General features: G+C 59.1%; 16 protein-coding genes and 1 tRNA gene. 6 read left to right on the plus strand and 11 right to left on the minus strand.

What is annotated here, in order from left to right; translation table 11 throughout:
• Positions 1-9: 9 nt before the first annotated feature.
• From WJ16_RS04205 to hemN, 3 genes are all read right to left on the minus strand, one after another.
• Positions 10-666, minus strand: a complete 657-nt coding sequence (locus WJ16_RS04205) for a protein-L-isoaspartate O-methyltransferase family protein (protein ID WP_069255979.1) — start codon at positions 664-666, stop codon at positions 10-12.
• 104 nt (positions 667-770) lie between these two features.
• Complete coding sequence (locus WJ16_RS04210; RefSeq protein WP_069255980.1) at positions 771-1028, minus strand: hypothetical protein; 258 nt, start codon at positions 1026-1028, stop codon at positions 771-773.
• A 79-nt stretch (positions 1029-1107) separates the two neighbouring features.
• Entirely contained in the window at positions 1108-2499 is a 1392-nt protein-coding gene (hemN, locus tag WJ16_RS04215; protein WP_069255981.1) for an oxygen-independent coproporphyrinogen III oxidase, read from the minus strand.
• A gap of 171 nt (positions 2500-2670) precedes the next feature.
• Between hemN and WJ16_RS04220 the strand changes: the two genes are divergently transcribed.
• From WJ16_RS04220 to WJ16_RS04230, 3 genes are all read left to right on the plus strand, one after another.
• A complete protein-coding gene (locus tag WJ16_RS04220; protein ID WP_069257951.1) occupies positions 2671-2988 on the plus strand; it encodes a YkgJ family cysteine cluster protein in 318 nt (105 codons plus the stop codon).
• Positions 2985-3566, plus strand: a complete 582-nt coding sequence (locus tag WJ16_RS04225; protein WP_069255982.1) for a DUF1439 domain-containing protein — start codon at positions 2985-2987, stop codon at positions 3564-3566. The genes WJ16_RS04220 and WJ16_RS04225 overlap by 4 nt, the downstream gene beginning before the upstream one ends.
• A gap of 81 nt (positions 3567-3647) precedes the next feature.
• Entirely contained in the window at positions 3648-4478 is an 831-nt protein-coding gene (locus WJ16_RS04230; protein ID WP_069255983.1) for an undecaprenyl-diphosphate phosphatase, read from the plus strand.
• Positions 4479-4590: 112 nt separating this feature from the next.
• Here WJ16_RS04230 and trmB read toward each other — a convergent pair whose 3' ends face one another.
• A complete protein-coding gene (gene trmB, locus WJ16_RS04235) occupies positions 4591-5358 on the minus strand; it encodes a tRNA (guanosine(46)-N7)-methyltransferase TrmB (RefSeq protein WP_069255984.1) in 768 nt (255 codons plus the stop codon).
• A 723-nt stretch (positions 5359-6081) separates the two neighbouring features.
• On the opposite strand from trmB, the gene WJ16_RS04240 reads away from it, so the two are divergent.
• Positions 6082-6414 carry a hypothetical protein gene (locus WJ16_RS04240; protein WP_069255985.1) on the plus strand — a complete coding sequence of 111 codons (333 nt, stop codon included), beginning with the start codon at positions 6082-6084 and terminating at the stop codon, positions 6412-6414.
• A gap of 744 nt (positions 6415-7158) precedes the next feature.
• Here the strand turns inward: WJ16_RS04240 and WJ16_RS32840 are convergent.
• Both WJ16_RS32840 and WJ16_RS34640 read right to left on the minus strand, forming a co-directional pair.
• Positions 7159-9867, minus strand: a complete 2709-nt coding sequence (locus tag WJ16_RS32840; protein ID WP_084636003.1) for a S1 RNA-binding domain-containing protein — start codon at positions 9865-9867, stop codon at positions 7159-7161.
• Positions 9868-10258: 391 nt separating this feature from the next.
• Positions 10259-11125, minus strand: a complete 867-nt coding sequence (locus WJ16_RS34640; RefSeq protein ID WP_157126716.1) for a hypothetical protein — start codon at positions 11123-11125, stop codon at positions 10259-10261.
• A gap of 149 nt (positions 11126-11274) precedes the next feature.
• Between WJ16_RS34640 and WJ16_RS04260 the strand changes: the two genes are divergently transcribed.
• Positions 11275-11844, plus strand: coding sequence for a recombinase family protein (locus WJ16_RS04260; RefSeq protein ID WP_069224384.1), 570 nt, complete (start codon positions 11275-11277; stop codon positions 11842-11844).
• A gap of 68 nt (positions 11845-11912) precedes the next feature.
• Here WJ16_RS04260 and WJ16_RS04265 read toward each other — a convergent pair whose 3' ends face one another.
• The 3 genes from WJ16_RS04265 to WJ16_RS04275 all read right to left on the minus strand — a co-directional run bounded on the left by WJ16_RS04265 (position 11913) and on the right by WJ16_RS04275 (position 13362).
• Positions 11913-12293 carry a hypothetical protein gene (locus WJ16_RS04265; RefSeq protein WP_157126717.1) on the minus strand — a complete coding sequence of 127 codons (381 nt, stop codon included), beginning with the start codon at positions 12291-12293 and terminating at the stop codon, positions 11913-11915.
• A 320-nt stretch (positions 12294-12613) separates the two neighbouring features.
• Positions 12614-12919, minus strand: a complete 306-nt coding sequence (locus tag WJ16_RS04270; protein WP_236858179.1) for a hypothetical protein — start codon at positions 12917-12919, stop codon at positions 12614-12616.
• Between the two features lie 89 nt (positions 12920-13008).
• A complete protein-coding gene (locus WJ16_RS04275; protein ID WP_157126718.1) occupies positions 13009-13362 on the minus strand; it encodes a hypothetical protein in 354 nt (117 codons plus the stop codon).
• 76 nt (positions 13363-13438) lie between these two features.
• Here WJ16_RS04275 and WJ16_RS04280 point away from each other — a divergent pair, with 76 nt between their 5' ends.
• A complete protein-coding gene (locus WJ16_RS04280) occupies positions 13439-13693 on the plus strand; it encodes a helix-turn-helix domain-containing protein (RefSeq protein ID WP_076605870.1) in 255 nt (84 codons plus the stop codon).
• A 3-nt stretch (positions 13694-13696) separates the two neighbouring features.
• Here the strand turns inward: WJ16_RS04280 and WJ16_RS04285 are convergent, their stop codons facing one another.
• The gene (locus WJ16_RS04285) at positions 13697-15700 is read right to left on the minus strand and encodes a site-specific integrase (protein WP_069255991.1); all 2004 of its coding nucleotides are present in this window, start codon (positions 15698-15700) and stop codon (positions 13697-13699) included.
• An 84-nt stretch (positions 15701-15784) separates the two neighbouring features.
• Positions 15785-15859, minus strand: a tRNA-Gly gene (locus WJ16_RS04290).
• Positions 15860-15990: the final 131 nt, after the last annotated feature.

A 15990-nucleotide genomic window follows, 5' to 3' on the forward strand; every position in this document is an offset into this window, starting at 1 on the left:
CTCCGCTGCTCAGAACTTGAAGCGCGACGGCTCGATCGCGTTGACGAGGTGGTCGATGTAGGTTTCGAACACGTCGGCGACGCGGTACTGCTTGTCGTCGATACGCGTGATGATCTGTGCCTTCATCACCGGACGGCCGCCGACGAACGCCGCGAGGCGGCCGCCGACCTTCAGCTGTTCGAGCATTTCCTGCGGCACGACGGGCAGGCCGCCCGCGACGCAGATCACGTCGTACGGCGCCTTGGCGGCCCAGCCGCGCGAACCGTCGCCGAGCACGACTTCCGCGTTGGTCACGCCGTCGTTGCGCAGGTTGTCTTCCGCGAACTTCGCGTTGGTCGGATCGATCTCGACGGCCGTCACGTGCTGCGCGCGGTGCGCGAACAGCGCAGCCAGGTAGCCCGAGCCGGCGCCGATGATGAGCACGTTCTCGTGTTTCTTGACCGTCAGCTCCTGCAGCACGCGCGCTTCGACGCGCGGGAACAGCATCTTGCTCTTGCCGCCCGGCAGCGGCAGTTCGAGGTCGGCGAACGCGAGATCGCGGTATTCGGCGGGAACGTAGTTTTCACGCTTGACGATCGACAGCAGGCCCAGGACGTCGAGATCCAGCACGTCCCACGGCCGGATCTGTTGTTCGATCATGTTGAAACGCGCGTTTTCGATATTCATGGTGTGGTCACGCAGCCAGGTCGGCCATCAGCGAGGATAGAGAAACTTCGTGATTGTACCAAACGGGGCGGCTGCAAGGCCTTCAGACGGCCTGCAACAGACCTTTACCCCTTGCTCTTCCTGATCTGCGCTTCGAACGCGAGGTCGAGCTTGCTCGCCTTGCGCGGCTTTTTGGGGCCGAATTCGTCGACGAACCTGACGAACTCGTCGAGCGGCAGCGGCTCGCAGCGCTTTTCGGTGGTGCCGCCCGAGCGGTCGACCAGATAGAACAGGCCGCCCGCCATCGCGACGGCCGCGAATTGCGGGTTGCCGGAGCGGGTCTTCAGGCGTTCGACCGCGTGGGTCGCTTTGGTGGTGCGCATCGTGCGGATTCTGGCGGGGCGTAAGCCCCACACTGTATCAAACCGGCCGCCCGCGTGCGGCCGGCCGGGGCCGTCCAATTCAGACCGTGCGCGAATAGCGCTGCTGCTGCGCCTGGCCGAGATACGCGTCGAATGCCATCGCGATGTTGCGTACGATCATCCGGCCGGCCGGATGGATCGTCAGCCGGTCGGCCGCGATCGTCAGCAGCCCGTCGCGCTCGAACGGGCGCAATGCGTCGAGTTCGCGCGCGAAATGATCGGCGAAGCGGATGCCGTGCGCGGCCTCGACGTGCGAGAACGGCAGGTCGAGGTTGCACATCAGTTGCGTGATCACGTCGCGGCGCAGCCGGTCGTCGGGCGTGAGCCGTACGCCGCGCGCGATCGGCAGCCGGCCCGCGTCGAGCGCGGCGCCGTACGCGGGCAGGTCCTTCGCGTTCTGCGCGTAGACGTCGCCGACCTTGCCGATCGACGACACGCCGAACCCGACGAGGTCGGTATCCGCGCGCGTGCTGTAGCCCTGGAAATTGCGCTGCAGCGTGCCGTGCTTCTGCGCGCGCACGAGCGCGTCGGACGGCCGCGCGAAGTGGTCCATCCCGATGTACACGTAGCCCGCCGACGTCAGCATGTCGACCGCGAGGCCCAGCAGCGCGATGCGCGTTTCCGGCGGCGGCAGCGTCGCATCGTCGATCTGCCGCTGCATCTTGAACAGATGCGGCATGTGCGCATAGCCGAACACCGACAGCCGGTCGGGCGCGAGTTCGATGATCGTCTCCAGCGTGCGCGCGAAGACGGCAACGGTCTGGTGCGGCAGCCCGTAGATCAGGTCGACGCTCACCGAATGAAAGCCCGTCGTGCGTGCGGCCGACAGCAGATCGGCCGTCATCGCGAGCGGCTGGATGCGGTTGATCGCCTGCTGTACGGCCGGATCGAAATCCTGCACGCCGAGGCTCAGCCGGTTGAAGCCGATGTTGCGCAGATGCACGAGCGTCGCGGGCGTGACCGTGCGCGGATCGATCTCGATCGAGAACTCGGCGTCGGCATCCGGCGCGAGCGCGAAGTGCTCGCGGGTGGCCGCCATCAGCTCGGCCGTTTCGTCGTCGGACAGGAAGGTCGGCGTGCCGCCGCCCCAGTGCAGTTGCGTGACCGGGCGCGCGGGATCGAACAATGCGGCCTGCAGCGTCATCTCGCGCTTGAGCTGGTCGAGATACGGGCGCGCGCGGCGGCGGTTGCCGGTCGCGATCTTGTTGCAGCCGCAGTAGAAGCACGCGGTGTTGCAGAACGGGATGTGGAAGTACAGCGACAGCTCGCTCGACGATGCGCCGGGATCGCCGGCCGCGCGCACGTAATCGGCCGGGTCGAAATCGTCGCGGAACTGCAGCGCGGTGGGGTACGACGTATAGCGCGGCCCATTCGCGCCGTATTTCGCGAGCAAATCGGGACGGAACATTGTGTCGGCAGAACCGGAACGCATGACGATCTCGCGCTTTTTAGATGCTTTCGAGTATATAAACGCGCGATCCGGCTGCATTGTGTAATAACGTCGCAGCCGGCGATGGCACAATGCGGGGTGAGGCTGCCGGCACCGCGTCCGGTTGCCGCACCGTTTTCGTTGTTCGTTCGAGAGAGTTGCGTGTCCGTCGAAATGCCTGCCCGCCCGGCGCCCGCCGATGTCCCGCCGCCGCATGCGTGCCGCGAGGGCTGCGGCGCGTGCTGCATCGCACCGTCGATTTCCAGCCCGATTCCCGGCATGCCCGGCGGCAAGCCGGCCGGCGTACGCTGCGTGCAGCTCGGCGACGACCTGCGCTGCCGGATCTTCGGCCGCCCCGAGCGGCCCGCGTGCTGTTCCGGGCTGCAGCCGGCCGCGGATATGTGCGGCGCGTCGCGCGACGACGCGCTCGCGTGGCTCACGCATCTCGAGGCCGCGACGCGGCCGTCGTCATCAGAAGAGGGTTCAGCATGACCGCACCTTGCGCGCCCGGCCGGCGCCGTTTTCTCGCCGCAACCGTCGGCGCCATCGGCGTGACGCTCTCGCTCGCCGCGTGCGCGTCGACGTTTCCATTCATCCCCGATCACTACACGTTCTCGCGCGGCGACGTGCAGAAAGCCGTCGCGCGCAAGTTCCCGTACCAGAAGACGGTCGCGCAGGTCGTCGACGTGTCGCTCGCGAACCCGGCCGTCAACCTGCTGCCCGACCAGAACCGCGTGGCCGTGCAGCTCGACGCGCATTTCGCGAGCCCGTTCCTGCGGGCACCGGTCAGCGGCAAGTTCACCGTGTCGGGCCAGCTGGCTTACGACGCGCCGACCCGTTCGGTCGTGCTGCGGTCGCCGGCCGTCGACAGCCTCGCGCTCGACGGCGACGCGCAGATGTATGCGCAGCAGGTCGGCGCGGCCGCCGGCCTGCTCGCGACGCAGTTGCTGACCAACTATCCGATCTACACGTTCAAGCCCGAGCAACTGCAATTTGCCGGGGTGAACTACGAACCCGGTACAATTACGATTCTTACAAACGGCATACGCGTGGCGATCGTCGAAAAATGACGACGAACCGCGCTCGGCCGGACGGGGGCCGCGCGCGCAACAGTGGCCCATTCATTCGACCATTTCGGAGTTGGGCCACGGATGGACTGGATCCTGATCTGCAAGGCTTTGATCCTCGGCGTCGTCGAGGGGCTGACGGAATTCCTGCCGGTGTCGAGCACCGGCCACCTGATCGTCGCGGGCAGCTTCCTGAATTTCAACGATTCGCACGCGAAGACCTTCGACGTCGTGATCCAGTTCGGTGCGATCCTCGCCGTCTGCTGGGAATACCGGCAGCGGATCGCATCCATCGTGTCGGGGCTGCCGAGCCGGCCCGACGCGCAGCGCTTCACGCTGAACGTCGTGATCGCGACGATTCCGGCGATCGCGCTCGGCCTGCTGTTCGAGAAGAAGATCAAGGCCGTGCTGTTCTCGCCGGTGCCCGTCGCGTTCGCGCTCGTCGTCGGCGGCGCGATCATCCTGTGGGCCGAGGCGAGGCAGCGTGAGCGCAGCGAGCCGCCGCGCGTGGTGTCGGTCGATGCGCTCACGCCGCTCGACGCGCTGAAGGTCGGCATTGCGCAGTGTTTCGCGCTGATTCCCGGCATGTCGCGCTCGGGCTCGACGATCATCGGCGGGATGCTGTTCGGCCTCGACCGGCGCGTCGCCACCGAATTCTCGTTCTTCCTCGCGATTCCGATCATCTTCGGCGCGACGCTCTATGAAACCGTCAAGGACTGGCAGGTGTTCACCGTTGATTCGCTCGGCCTGTTCGCACTGGGGCTCGTCGCGGCGTTCGTCAGCGCGTTCGTATGCGTGCGCTGGCTGCTGCGCTACGTCGCGACGCACGATTTCACGGTGTTCGCGTGGTACCGGATCGCGTTCGGGCTGTTCGTGCTGCTGGTCGGGTACAGCGGCTGGCTGAACTGGGCGTAATGCTGATACGGAGGCGGGCGAGCCTCTCATGAAGAAAGCCCGATCGACGCAACGCCGATCGGGCTTTTTCTTGTCCGGAGTGCGGCGGCGTGCGCCGCAGCGGCGGGTAGGCTCAGCCTGCGCGCTTGCGGAACACCAGGTCCCACACGCCGTGGCCGAGCCGCAGCCCGCGCCGTTCGAACTTCGTCACCGGGCGATAGTCGGGGCGAGGCGCGTAATCGGCGGCCGTGTTTTCGAGCGTCGGTTCCGCACCGAGCACGTCGAGCATCTGTTCCGCGTAGTTCTGCCAGTCGGTCGCGCAATGAATGTACGCGCCGGGCTTCAGGCGCGACGCGAGATGCGCGACGAGCGGCGGCTGGATCAGCCGGCGCTTGTGATGGCGCGCCTTGTGCCACGGATCGGGGAAGAAGATGTGCACGCCGTCGAGACTCTCCGGCGCGAGCATGTGCTCGAGCACCTCGACCGCGTCGTGCTGGATGATGCGGATGTTCGTCAGACCCTGCTCGCCGATCAGCTTCAGCAATGCGCCGACGCCCGGCTCGTGCACCTCGACGCCGAGGAAGTCGTCACCGGGGCGGTTCGCGGCGATTTCCGCGGTCGAGGCGCCCATGCCGAAGCCGATCTCGAGGATGCGCGGCGCGCTGCGGCCGAACACAGCGTTCCAGTCGGGCAGTTCCGGTGCGTACGGCACCACGAAGCGCGGGCCGAGTTCGTCGAGCGCACGGCGCTGGCCGGTCGACACGCGGCCGGCGCGCGTCACGAAGCTGCGGATGCGGCGGCGGTGCAGCGGGTTGATTTCGTCGGCGCCTTCGGAGGCTTCGTCGGAAATGGCGTCGTCGTGCGGCGGCAGGCCGGCTTCGTTCGGATCGTCGTGCATCATCGGTGACAGAGAAAGGCTCGGTTGCGGGCGAGGCGTCGGGCGCGCGGGACGCGCCAGCGCGGTACAAAAAAGCCGCCTTCGACGAGGCGGCTGGGCGCGCGGTTGCGGAACGTGGCGACGGGAGCGGCGGTATGCCGTCAAGCCGTTGATCCTTAAGGATTTCCCGTTCAGCCAACCGGAAAGAGCCGGATTATGGACTGCTTTGATCCGACTGGCAAGGTTGCGGGGGCGCGGCCGCCTGGCGGCTGGCCTGGCGTCGACGCAGGTCGCCTTGAGGGTCGTATGGCGCGAGGTCCGTCGCGCGTGTCGCTTCGGTTCTCGTCTCGACGACCCAGCAAGTCGCGCAGCATGCGACGCATCGAGCGATGGGGTTGCACTGGCGGTAACGACGCTCTCCTCGGCGCCGGTTTTGGGACGGGTCTTCCCGATGAGAGGAGTGTCCATTTTCCTTGGGCGGTTCGCGATTGCCCGGACGATGGGCTATCGCCGGGCGATTGAGTAGAATCGCCGACGCAGCCGGCATGACCGGATGCGTGAGACGCGTGCGCAAGCTGATGACTATGAACGGCGCGCGTTTCGTTCCGATTGCCCGTGGCCAGAACGACAAGAAGCGATGACGGCCGCCGTGATGCGTCATATCCCGCATGTGGTTGCTCTGGCAACGATCGTGCGGGACGACGCGTGGGCATGATCCGCGACCAATGGCCTTTGGAGAGAAACGCCATGAATGAAACCACGTCCGTTCGTCGCAAGGTTGGCAGCGGCTCGGCCGTGCTCGCACTGGCCGAGTGTGCGATTGCCGGCGTCGTCGGTATTTCGGTTCTGAGCAATCCGGAGGGCTTTGCCGGAGCGTCTGGATTCGGCGCGATCGGCACGGCGCTGGCGGTCGTTGTCCTGTGCGGCATCGTTTCGCTGGGCGGTCTCGTCTGGACGATCGGCGCGTTGCTTCACGCACACGGCGATGCCGGAGCGAATTCGGTTCCGGCGTATTGCGCGATCGTGCTTCATGGGCTGCTGTGCGTTCCCTTCCTCATCGTGATTTTGCGGGCGGCATGAGATAGATGCTGCATGCATCGGCAGCGTTCGCACGTCGTCGGGTGAGGGGGCAGCAGGTGGCAAGTGCGTTGCGGATGAAGCAGGCGCCGGATCATTCGCCACGGGTTATCGGGGGAGATCTTGCGATGAGCGCGTACCGGAAATACGCCGTCGCACACGCTCACGATCGGATATCTCAGGAAGGGGGAGGTTCGGCGACTGTCGGGAACCCTCGCAAGCGTTGCGCGGCAAGGGTTTGAGAGAGACTGGAGCGGGCGATGGGAATCGAAGCACCGTCCACGCGCCCCCGCAACACTTTGATTTATAAGGAACACGGAGCGGGCAGCACTGCTCCATGTCGGATACAAGTGTAGGAGTTTACCAGAGCCTTCACACTCGACAAACTTTTAGGGCGTTGCGGTCGTCGGGACCGGGTGCTCGGAAGACTTGAGCGCGGGGATGACTATGCGCAAGCATGTATAAGGATTGACGATCCGTGGGCTCGATTGAAGGACGCGATACCTTGGGCCGGTCACGGATTCCCTAGGACTCCCCTACCGGTTTGCGGAGCCATCGTCCGCATTCTGCAAGTGTTGGATGACGAAGCACGAAGCAAGTCAGGCAGGGGGAGCACGGGTGGGCGCTGCCGCTATCGGCCAAAACAAACCGTTGGCTGTGCAATATAGGCGGCAGCTCCCTTACGCGAAACCCGACACTAAACCCAACTTCCTAACCACAAACATCTTTGAGGGTGGGGGACGTTGCTCAGACTACAGTTAAGAGCGGCTCGTCTGGCGGTAAGGTGCCACCGCCAATGCTTACGAGTTTCAGATCGAATTTGCGATGCTCCGCGTTGTATTTGATGATCTCCACAGTAACCCAATCGCCGGCTTCAAGCGTGTCCGATGTGTCGGATAAAACTCCATTAAATTTGGATTTGTGAACCAATCCACTTCCGTTTAAACCGAACTCGACAAATACACCATAGTCTTGCACGGAAACTATCTGCGCTTCGACTTGCGTGCCGCTCGGGTAATCGGTTTCCAATTTTTCCACGTTGCGCATTATGTCATCGTTTTCTATTAGTTGTTTTACATGCTGCTGAAGTTCGTCTATTTCAACGAGTTTTTCTAACTGTTCGGCCGGAATGACTTTGGCGTCGCCAAGGGCGAATTTCTCGAAATAGGAGGAAAGATACTCGATAAGCAAAGACGCATTCTGAATCACTGTCTGTCTACTATCGGTTCGATATTTCCCTTTTCCAACGATATTGTCCGCGATTTGTTTTGCCACTTGATTCTCGCGGAATAATACGTCTTCTGCGATCGTCGAAAGGTAATTTGCATTCCGCAAAAGATCCAAGTGAACGTGCCCGGCAGGTCCAATTGCGATCAGGTCATTCAGGGATATCTCCGCAGTCTGCGTTTCAGATCGAATGCATTCCACAGAGGAAAGTGTTGCTACCTCTCTGACGATAGCATTCTCTGAATAACCCGCGGCTTGAAGATCGCTGACTAAGGACGCGACTTGGTGAAAGCCAATTGTTCTGTTTGGCCCATATTCCCGTGCACGGTTCTTGAGCCATTGCAGGACGGCGATGCGAACGAACGGGTTCGGGAGTGAATCGCCGTCATCAGAGGAAAACAAATTTTTTATGTTGGAGTCGCTATCACTGTAATACTTGCGTTTCCCTTTCAGGAGGATGCGTGCGATGAGATGGTTTGGCAAGTGATAGTCGCCATCAGAGGCGCGTATCTTTAATATTTGATCTGCACCGATGTAACCGCTCTTGCAAAAATCTAGCAATATTTCAAGACCTTTTCGAATGTTGCGCCCGGCAAGTCCGGACACAATTCGGCGAAATAGTTGATCTTGGAATAATGAGGCGATTATGGATTTTAGGTATACCCCCACCTCAGATCGCGCGCAATCGACCCTCATCCCGTTAGGGAGGGTGTAGCTGAATCTAGTATTTTGTTTGCCGATCTCCCGAAGTGCGTAGTTTAATCTTGTATAGATGACCCGTTCGAGCAACGGCGGGTCAATTCGGAAGACGAGGTCTTTTATTACCGTATCCAGGGGGGGCTGATCGTGATATTGATCATAGGTGGTGTCGCGGAGAGGCAAAAACACCATGCACACGAATGTATCTTTGAGCCAAGATGCCACTTCGAACATCAGTAACTGATCTTCGCGATTTCGTTTGTCACAATTGTCTAGCGCCACCACTAATAGTTTATTATTGTTTTGATATAGATAGCCAATTATTCCATTTAAAGTGGCAATCTCGTCCCGTTGAAGTCTGTCGATCTCATTGAAAATGGCATCTATGTATTTTTCCGAGTCTTTCGGGTAGAGGGATGCTTTTCCTTTTTCGACGGCTTTTATCTGATTGGCGTAAATTTTTTTCAGAAATTCGATTTCGGTGAAATCTAGGTCGCGATGATTGTTGGCTATTCCGGAGATGATCTGCGATATGACCCACTTATATATGAGGTCTCGCGATAGTGGTGCCTTGTTTAGATTAAGATTGACCCATTCCGTGCTTTGGGCAACCGATTTTGGGAGGGCTTCGAGTCGGAGATAATCGGTGAATGTAGACTTCCCTGAGCCGACGCTCCCGATTAATAAGCAAATCTCATTCTTTACCCTGTCAACGTTATTGACGGCTTCGATTACTTCCGTCGGCCGTTGCGAGTCAGAAATCTCTCTTGCATCGACAACATTCCGTGGCATCGCCGCGCGAATGAGTTTGTCGATGGGCGCAACATGCGCTTGCTTGCGCTTCGATGTTACATATGCGTTATGAACGATTGATGCACGATCTTCAGCGCTATCAGGGTTGAAAAGATATTTGTATTCGATTGAAATATTTGTGCCGAACGAGTTGTCTCCGACGGTTTCGTTCGCTACAGTTTTTCCGCCAAGCATATGGACCGGCTTGAAGTATCTCGCGCTCGTTCTTACGATCGCCAACAGTTCCTGTGCTCGCTTTTTTAGAGCTGCATGTGATGCAAAATCTATAAGCTTGGAAAATTCCGGGCTAACGATAGAGAATTCACTAACTGGTAGTCGGACTATTGGTTCATCGCTGTCCCAGTAGCCTGCCAGCAGCTCGACTCCGTCAGTTGCTATGATTCGTTCGCATGGGTTAACATTGCGAGGGTAAGAACAATTAATTTCTGTTGCGTAAAGCCGCGCTTCGCGTAAAGCTACAACTAGATCCTCGCCTGGAGTTTTTGCCTCGATGATTAGTAGAGGCAGTCCATCGATTATAATTGCGTAGTCGGGGAAGTAGAGTTGTTTTTTATTCCCTTTGTCCAGGGCGATCTTTCGAATGTTTGCTTTTGTCTTAAAATCTCCAGTCTTAAATCCCAAGCCCTCTGGGGATGGCATGGTTAAAAATCTGAAGATAAATTTTTGCTCTACATCACTTTCGCTTGCGAAAGTCATTCCGCCGAAGATCGTAGACATATGCTCCCCGCATCGAAAAAAAATTCGGGCGGCATTGTGCCGCGTGGTTGTTTTATTTGCCTGAATATACCGGGATTAAGCCGTCGACGCCATGGGGAGATGCTGGCTGCGGCGCATGTCCATGCCGGGGTGGAAAGGGAGGGCCTCGGGACTCTTTCCGCCGCCTCCAGTCCGTGTCTCTCAGGAGACAAGCGAAAAAGATTTCGGGGCGGCGTCAGCCGCCCATGGTTACCCGGATACCTCGTTACTCGGTTATCGGCTACAGGTTACAGAACGCGAGTTTATTGTAACTCGCTGATATTATTGGGAAATTTGTGGTTCAACTATCCCGTGATGCATCCCGAAAACTATCCCGGAATGCATCCCGGAGACTATCCCTAGTTCTGCGCCACTAGATCGAAAGGCCCAAGTGCTTTTTGATTGTATCGACCTTGCGTTTCATGCCCCGGACATCGATGGGCTTTGTCCCGCGCATCCTGGCGACAAGTGACGCTAGCTCGTGCGCTGGCGCGTCAAGTCCAATCAGTTCCATTGCTACGCGCACGTCGATCCAGTCGTCGATGTGGCTACGCACGTTCCGCTGACGACGTGTTGCGTTGTTGAGGGCGCTGCGCCATGCAGCCTTGGATCGGTCGATACGTTTCCACTTCTCGCGGATCGAGTCGGTCTGTAGGGCAGCAAGTTCTGCGGCGAGGGCGTCGTCGATACCCAGTGCTTGGAGCTTTCGTTCACTCGTCCACTTGGCGCGCGCAAATTCCGCCGCGCCGTTGAAATCGAACGACTCGCCAGTGAAAAGCTCGCGAAAGTCCAGTTCCGTGTCGATCACATAGCGGTGCCCACTTTCGTGCAACCAGTGGCAATCGATAACTTGCCGGTCTCGCCCGAGAACCTCGTCTGGGCTGCCTACGGCGCATGTATGGGCAGGCTTTGGAAGTGGTCGAAAGCGAGGGGCGATCTTGCCGCGTCGGTTGAGCGCAAGACTGAGTTGACTGATTTCTACGCGGTGCCGCATGTAGCGCACAGATGTCGTTGGGGAGGTGAGCGGTCCCGCGAACTCGCGCAGCCTGTCGAGGAGTATGTGGTCGTCTACTTCAGCCAGATGCTCCCATCCATCGCATGGGAATTCGTATGCCCTCGACTCGATGCGGACCGCAATGCTAGCCGGTCCGACGAGTTTGAGTTGTGACGCACCCGAGTGCGTCGGTATCGGCAGATCGTCAAGCAGCGAATCCAGATCGTCTAGCTCTTGTGTAGCCATGATTCAGTTTCAGAGAGTTATGGGGTTGGAAAACGACCGGTTTCTGACACCTCACCGATAGCGGGCGCCGATGTGTTGAAAATATAGCCCTTGGCTTTTCCGACAGGCCATCCTACCCTGGCACCGTTTTCTAACAGGGGCAGATGCAAATGGCGATCTTCGGATATGGGCGGGTGTCCACCGGGCAGCAAACAACAGAGAACCAGCGACTTGAGCTTGAGGGTGCCGGATTCGCGATTGACTACTGGTTTGCGGACCACGGTATTAGCGGAAAGACCTGCGCCAGCGAGCGTCCGGAGTTCGGGCGGCTGCTCGACAAGATTCGGGACGGCGAAACGCTCGTCGTCGCAAAGCTTGACCGGCTCGGCCGCGACGCTGTGGACGTGCTGCAAACCATTCGGGCACTCGAAAAGCGCTCAATCAAGGTGATCGTGATGCAGTTGGGGCAGACCGATTTAACGTCACCTGCGGGGAAATTGCTGCTCACGATGCTGGCCTCGGTTGCGGAGATGGAGCGCGATCTATTGATCGAGCGAACGCAAGCCGGACTTGCTCGCGCTCGTGCCGAGGGGAAGAAGCTCGGCAGACCGTCAAAAACCACCCCAGAGCAGCGCCGAGAAATTCTCGAAGGGCTAGGGCGGGGCGAGTCGGTGAGCGCTCTGGCACGCGCTTTTGCGGTTTCACGGGCGACGATCAATTCAATTCGGGATGGGGTTTAACGGAAGGTGCTCGATCCCACAAACCTGATTTGCCGTGGCAGTCGGGCACCCTTCCGGGCAACTGGAAATTAGATACCCTGCGACGCTTCGTCGTCCTTCATCAACTGCGACAATTCGTCGTCCTCCATCAGAAGAAGCTCCGCCAAGTCTCTCGACGAGTTGAAATGATTCAGGCCGCCCCAAATAGAAAATGCGTAATATATCCGGTCCTGTATCCTGAAGTGGTCGCTGCTGTTTGCAAGGTCTTTTATGAACAAGACGGCATCTTCAGGGCATCTGAAAATCTTCTTGGACCATCCCTTTAGGTCAAGATCGCATTTATGTATTGACTCGCTGATGACGTGAAGCGCTCCATCCATTGCGTCATCAAACGCGTCGATCTGATCTGCATAGATTGCTTTCGCAATCGGTCCAAATTTTCTGTAGTTGTCGATTACATGGGCAACCATGCTTCCTCCGTGTGGTGTGGTTAGCGCACCGTAGCTGTGCGTTTGGGAAGAAGAAGGTTATAAACCGGAGATAGGCTTTTCAATAGCTCTGGTAGGCAACATTAATTTTTTTAATTCAATAAAATCAATGGGTTGCGAGGCGAAATTCGGGAGCCTAAAAATTGAGTAGGTGAACGGTAATAATTACATGGCCGCGGCGGCCCCAGGCGGGCATGGTGGGAGTATGCGGCTCGGTTTGCTGACCAGTTATTCGTGCCCATGGTAGTGCTTGGGCAGCGGCGCGCTAAAGCACGCGCCGCCCTTCGTGGATGACGCCGGCACTACCGGGTGTTGACCTGTCCGCGACTTTGGATGCGGATCATTTTGCCGTCTTTGTCGAAAAGGATTGCAACGCTAGACGAAGTGCCACCGATCACTGACGCTTGCGAATACATCCATTGTTGAAGCGTGCCGCCGTTCGGCATAGCGTTGGTCGCCGTGGGAGTGCCCAGCTTCTCTTGCGCTTGCTGCATCGTCGTCACGCCCGGAACGAATTGCTCGGCGTCGTGGATGTCGAATTTGTTCCCCATTGTCATGCAAGCGGTCAGGCTCAAAGCCAGAGTGCACGCCGCAAACGTCTTTCTCATTGGTCAGGTCTCTTTCAGGGTGTGGCGGGCGATGAGCAAACGCAACACGACGTGCCCCGCGTTGTGTTGCGCTACGGCAGCGTTGCGTTTCAGTATTCGGAAACGCATACCTTGTAGACGGCGCGCTGCAATTCATCCGGATTGGCGTCGCGCTGATGCTTGTAGACGAGATCGAGTGCGCCCATGTAAAGCCCGCGAAACGCGCGCCGCCAGTCGGGTTGGATCGTTTTGAGGTTCGTTTCGAACTTTGCTTGTTCGGTTGTGTAGGGCACCCCGTCGTCCCTGTCCCGGGCCATCTCTAGCGCCATGCGGCTGATTTGCAAACAGATGCCCTCGCTGCCAGCCCATGCCCGGTTGGTCGCTACCGGTCCGCACATCAGCGCCAGCAGCAACGCTACGGAAGCGCGCGTTGCGCGCCGATGGTTTGCATGTGGTTGTGTCATTTATAGAGTGGCTACTTTTAGGGTGGCCATTATTAGGGTGTGGTCGCGATTATACGCGCCCGCCAACATCCCACGGATGACGGCAAACACATCACTCAGGAATCGCTTTGGGGCGAGGGTTCGAGAACTGCGGAAAGCTACGACCGGGTTGAGCCAAGAGGCTTTCGCCGACAAGTGCGGCTTCGTTCGTAGCTATATGGGGAAGATCGAGACGGGCAAGGCGAATCCATCCTTGGACTCGATTCAGACAATCGCCGATGCTCTCGGCGTGCCGGTCAAGACATTGTTCGAGGAAGACGGTGCGGAGGGTGCACCGTCGGTTCAAGACTAGGGGCTAGTCCGCCTTCGTGCTGCTCGCTCCACGACGCACGCTATCCTTTTGACGCTTGGCGCATTGAATGGCCCGGATGCCGTCTGTCGCAATGAATGGCGCGATGCGGTCTGCTTCAGGGAAGGCGAGCCCATTGATCAGAGGGGCCAACTGGTCCGCGTCACGGTCCTTCGCATAACGGTTCCAGCTTTCAGTGTCGCCGCGCTGATGTCCTGCTATTTGCGCCATCACCCGTTCCGGAGTGCCTAGACGTTCGGTTGCGGTCAGGAACGTATGTCTGAAAGAGTGAAACGTCTTCATACCGTTTCGTTCGATGCCGAGCGTTCGTCCCAAGAATCGTTCATTGAACCAAGAACTGGCGGGCTTACCGTAACCTTTGACCGCATCTCGTTTGAGTTCCGGGAATAGACGGGTGTAGCCTGCTTTGCGAAGCGTCTGAACGTATTCCGGCAGCCCGAGTTGGACGAGCTTGTCATGTAGCGGGACGACGCGTAGCGCATTGATCGTCTTGAGGGATTTGTCGCTCTCGTCAACCTTGTCGGGCCCCATGAGGTTGAAATCGAGATACCACGCGCCGCCTTCCGTCTGGTGTATGTCTGATAGGTATAACTGGCAGAGTTCGTTGATTCGTCCGCCGGTGAATAGACCGAGCAAGGGCAGCCAGTAGTAGTGCGGACGCCAAGTAGTCCAACCCGTGCGGTTGAACAAACCCGCACCGGTAGCGAACCACTCCTGCGCGAAGATCAACGACAACTCATGCGACGTAAATGCGTGTCGCTCATCCTGAGCGCGCGGCACATTGAAGCGCCCGTCTCCACGCTTATAGTCAGAGGCGGGGTTGAACCGCAGCATGTGCTTGCGCTCGCCGAATGCGAGGATCTCGCTAAGGCGTCCAATGTGCCCCTTGATCGTCGCTTCCCGCTTGAGTTCAAGTCCTTCGCGTTCCGCAATGCGGATTAAGTCGTCGAGCGACTCGGTTCCGAACCGGCGCTTGGCTAGATAGATGTCGGAAGGTAATTGCGCCAAGCGGCTGGCGTATTGGTCGATGGTCTCCAGTTCGATTTCGCCGAGTTCCGGGTCGCCCATGAGGTCGCGAAAAAGACGTGCTTCTGTTGTCATGCGCCGGGTTTGATCCTCGCCCCATGTGCGACTTCGTGCGTAAAGCTCGAACAGGTCCCAGAATCGTTTCTTGCCGTGTTTGGCCGTGATCGGATCGAATACGACCGGCGTTGGTTCAATGCGCGTCGGTAACCCGGTTGGGACGGCGCCAACGGTCGCTGACGGGCTTGGGACCGACAATGCAACTATGGATGCGCTCGAAATGATCGACGGCGGTGGTAGCGCGACAGTGGGGGCAGGGCTGAGTGATGCAACCAGCCGGGCGCGAACCTTTGTGACGGCCGTTTTGTGAACGATGCAACGAGCGAGGTCGATGGCTATCGGGTCCTCAAAAAAGATGCCTGCTGACTTGCCGTCTCGGAACACACCTTCTTGTGCCGCCCCGGCGGTGATGACCTGTTGCAGCGTGGCCCGGCTATCGAGGACGCGCACGGTTCCGGTGTGGACGGTTCGCTCGCCGTTGACCTCCACCTCGTTCCAGATGAATTCGCCGCCGAAGTCCCGGTCCAGGTCGTTGAGCACTGGCACCCGCCAGCAGGATTGTCCGTGAAGATGCGTGAAGACATGCGCGCCATCGTTGAGCAGTTCATTCGCCAGCGATTCCGCCTGCATACCGACGGTCCGGGCAGCCTCGACAATGGGAATCATGCCCTCGCCGTCAAGCAACGGGTTTCCCGCCCGCAGTTTTTCGATGTCCAACGTCATGAAGTGCCCGCGCCAATGCGACTGAATCTGATGGGCGACGAGTTTAGCGGCTTCCCAATCCCGGAGGCGGGTGGACGCGTGAATTTCGTTCTTGCCGACTGCTGCGCGCAACCGCTTCGGGACGACGAGCCGGACAACGTAGATGCCGCTAGGGCGACGATAGAGGCAGGAGGTTTGAGCCACCGTAGGACGCCGATGTAGGAGTCTTGCGGAGATGCTCGTGAGACACGCACTTAACCCAGTGGAATCAACAGGCTAGGTGATGTGTGGAGCGGGCGATGGGAATCGAACCCACGTCATCAGCTTGGGAAGCTGAGGTAATGGCCATTATACGACGCCCGCAGAACGCGTAATTCTACAGGGGTTTGGGTGGGGATGGCAAGCGGGCGGTTTTGGGCGGTGGCAGCGAAACTGGCATCGGCTCGATGCTGGAGCGGTGGCGTCGCGGGAGAAGTTTCAGGGTAGCAACTCAA

It is taken from the genome of Burkholderia metallica, assembly GCF_001718555.1.
GTDB classification, from domain to species: domain Bacteria; phylum Pseudomonadota; class Gammaproteobacteria; order Burkholderiales; family Burkholderiaceae; genus Burkholderia; species Burkholderia metallica.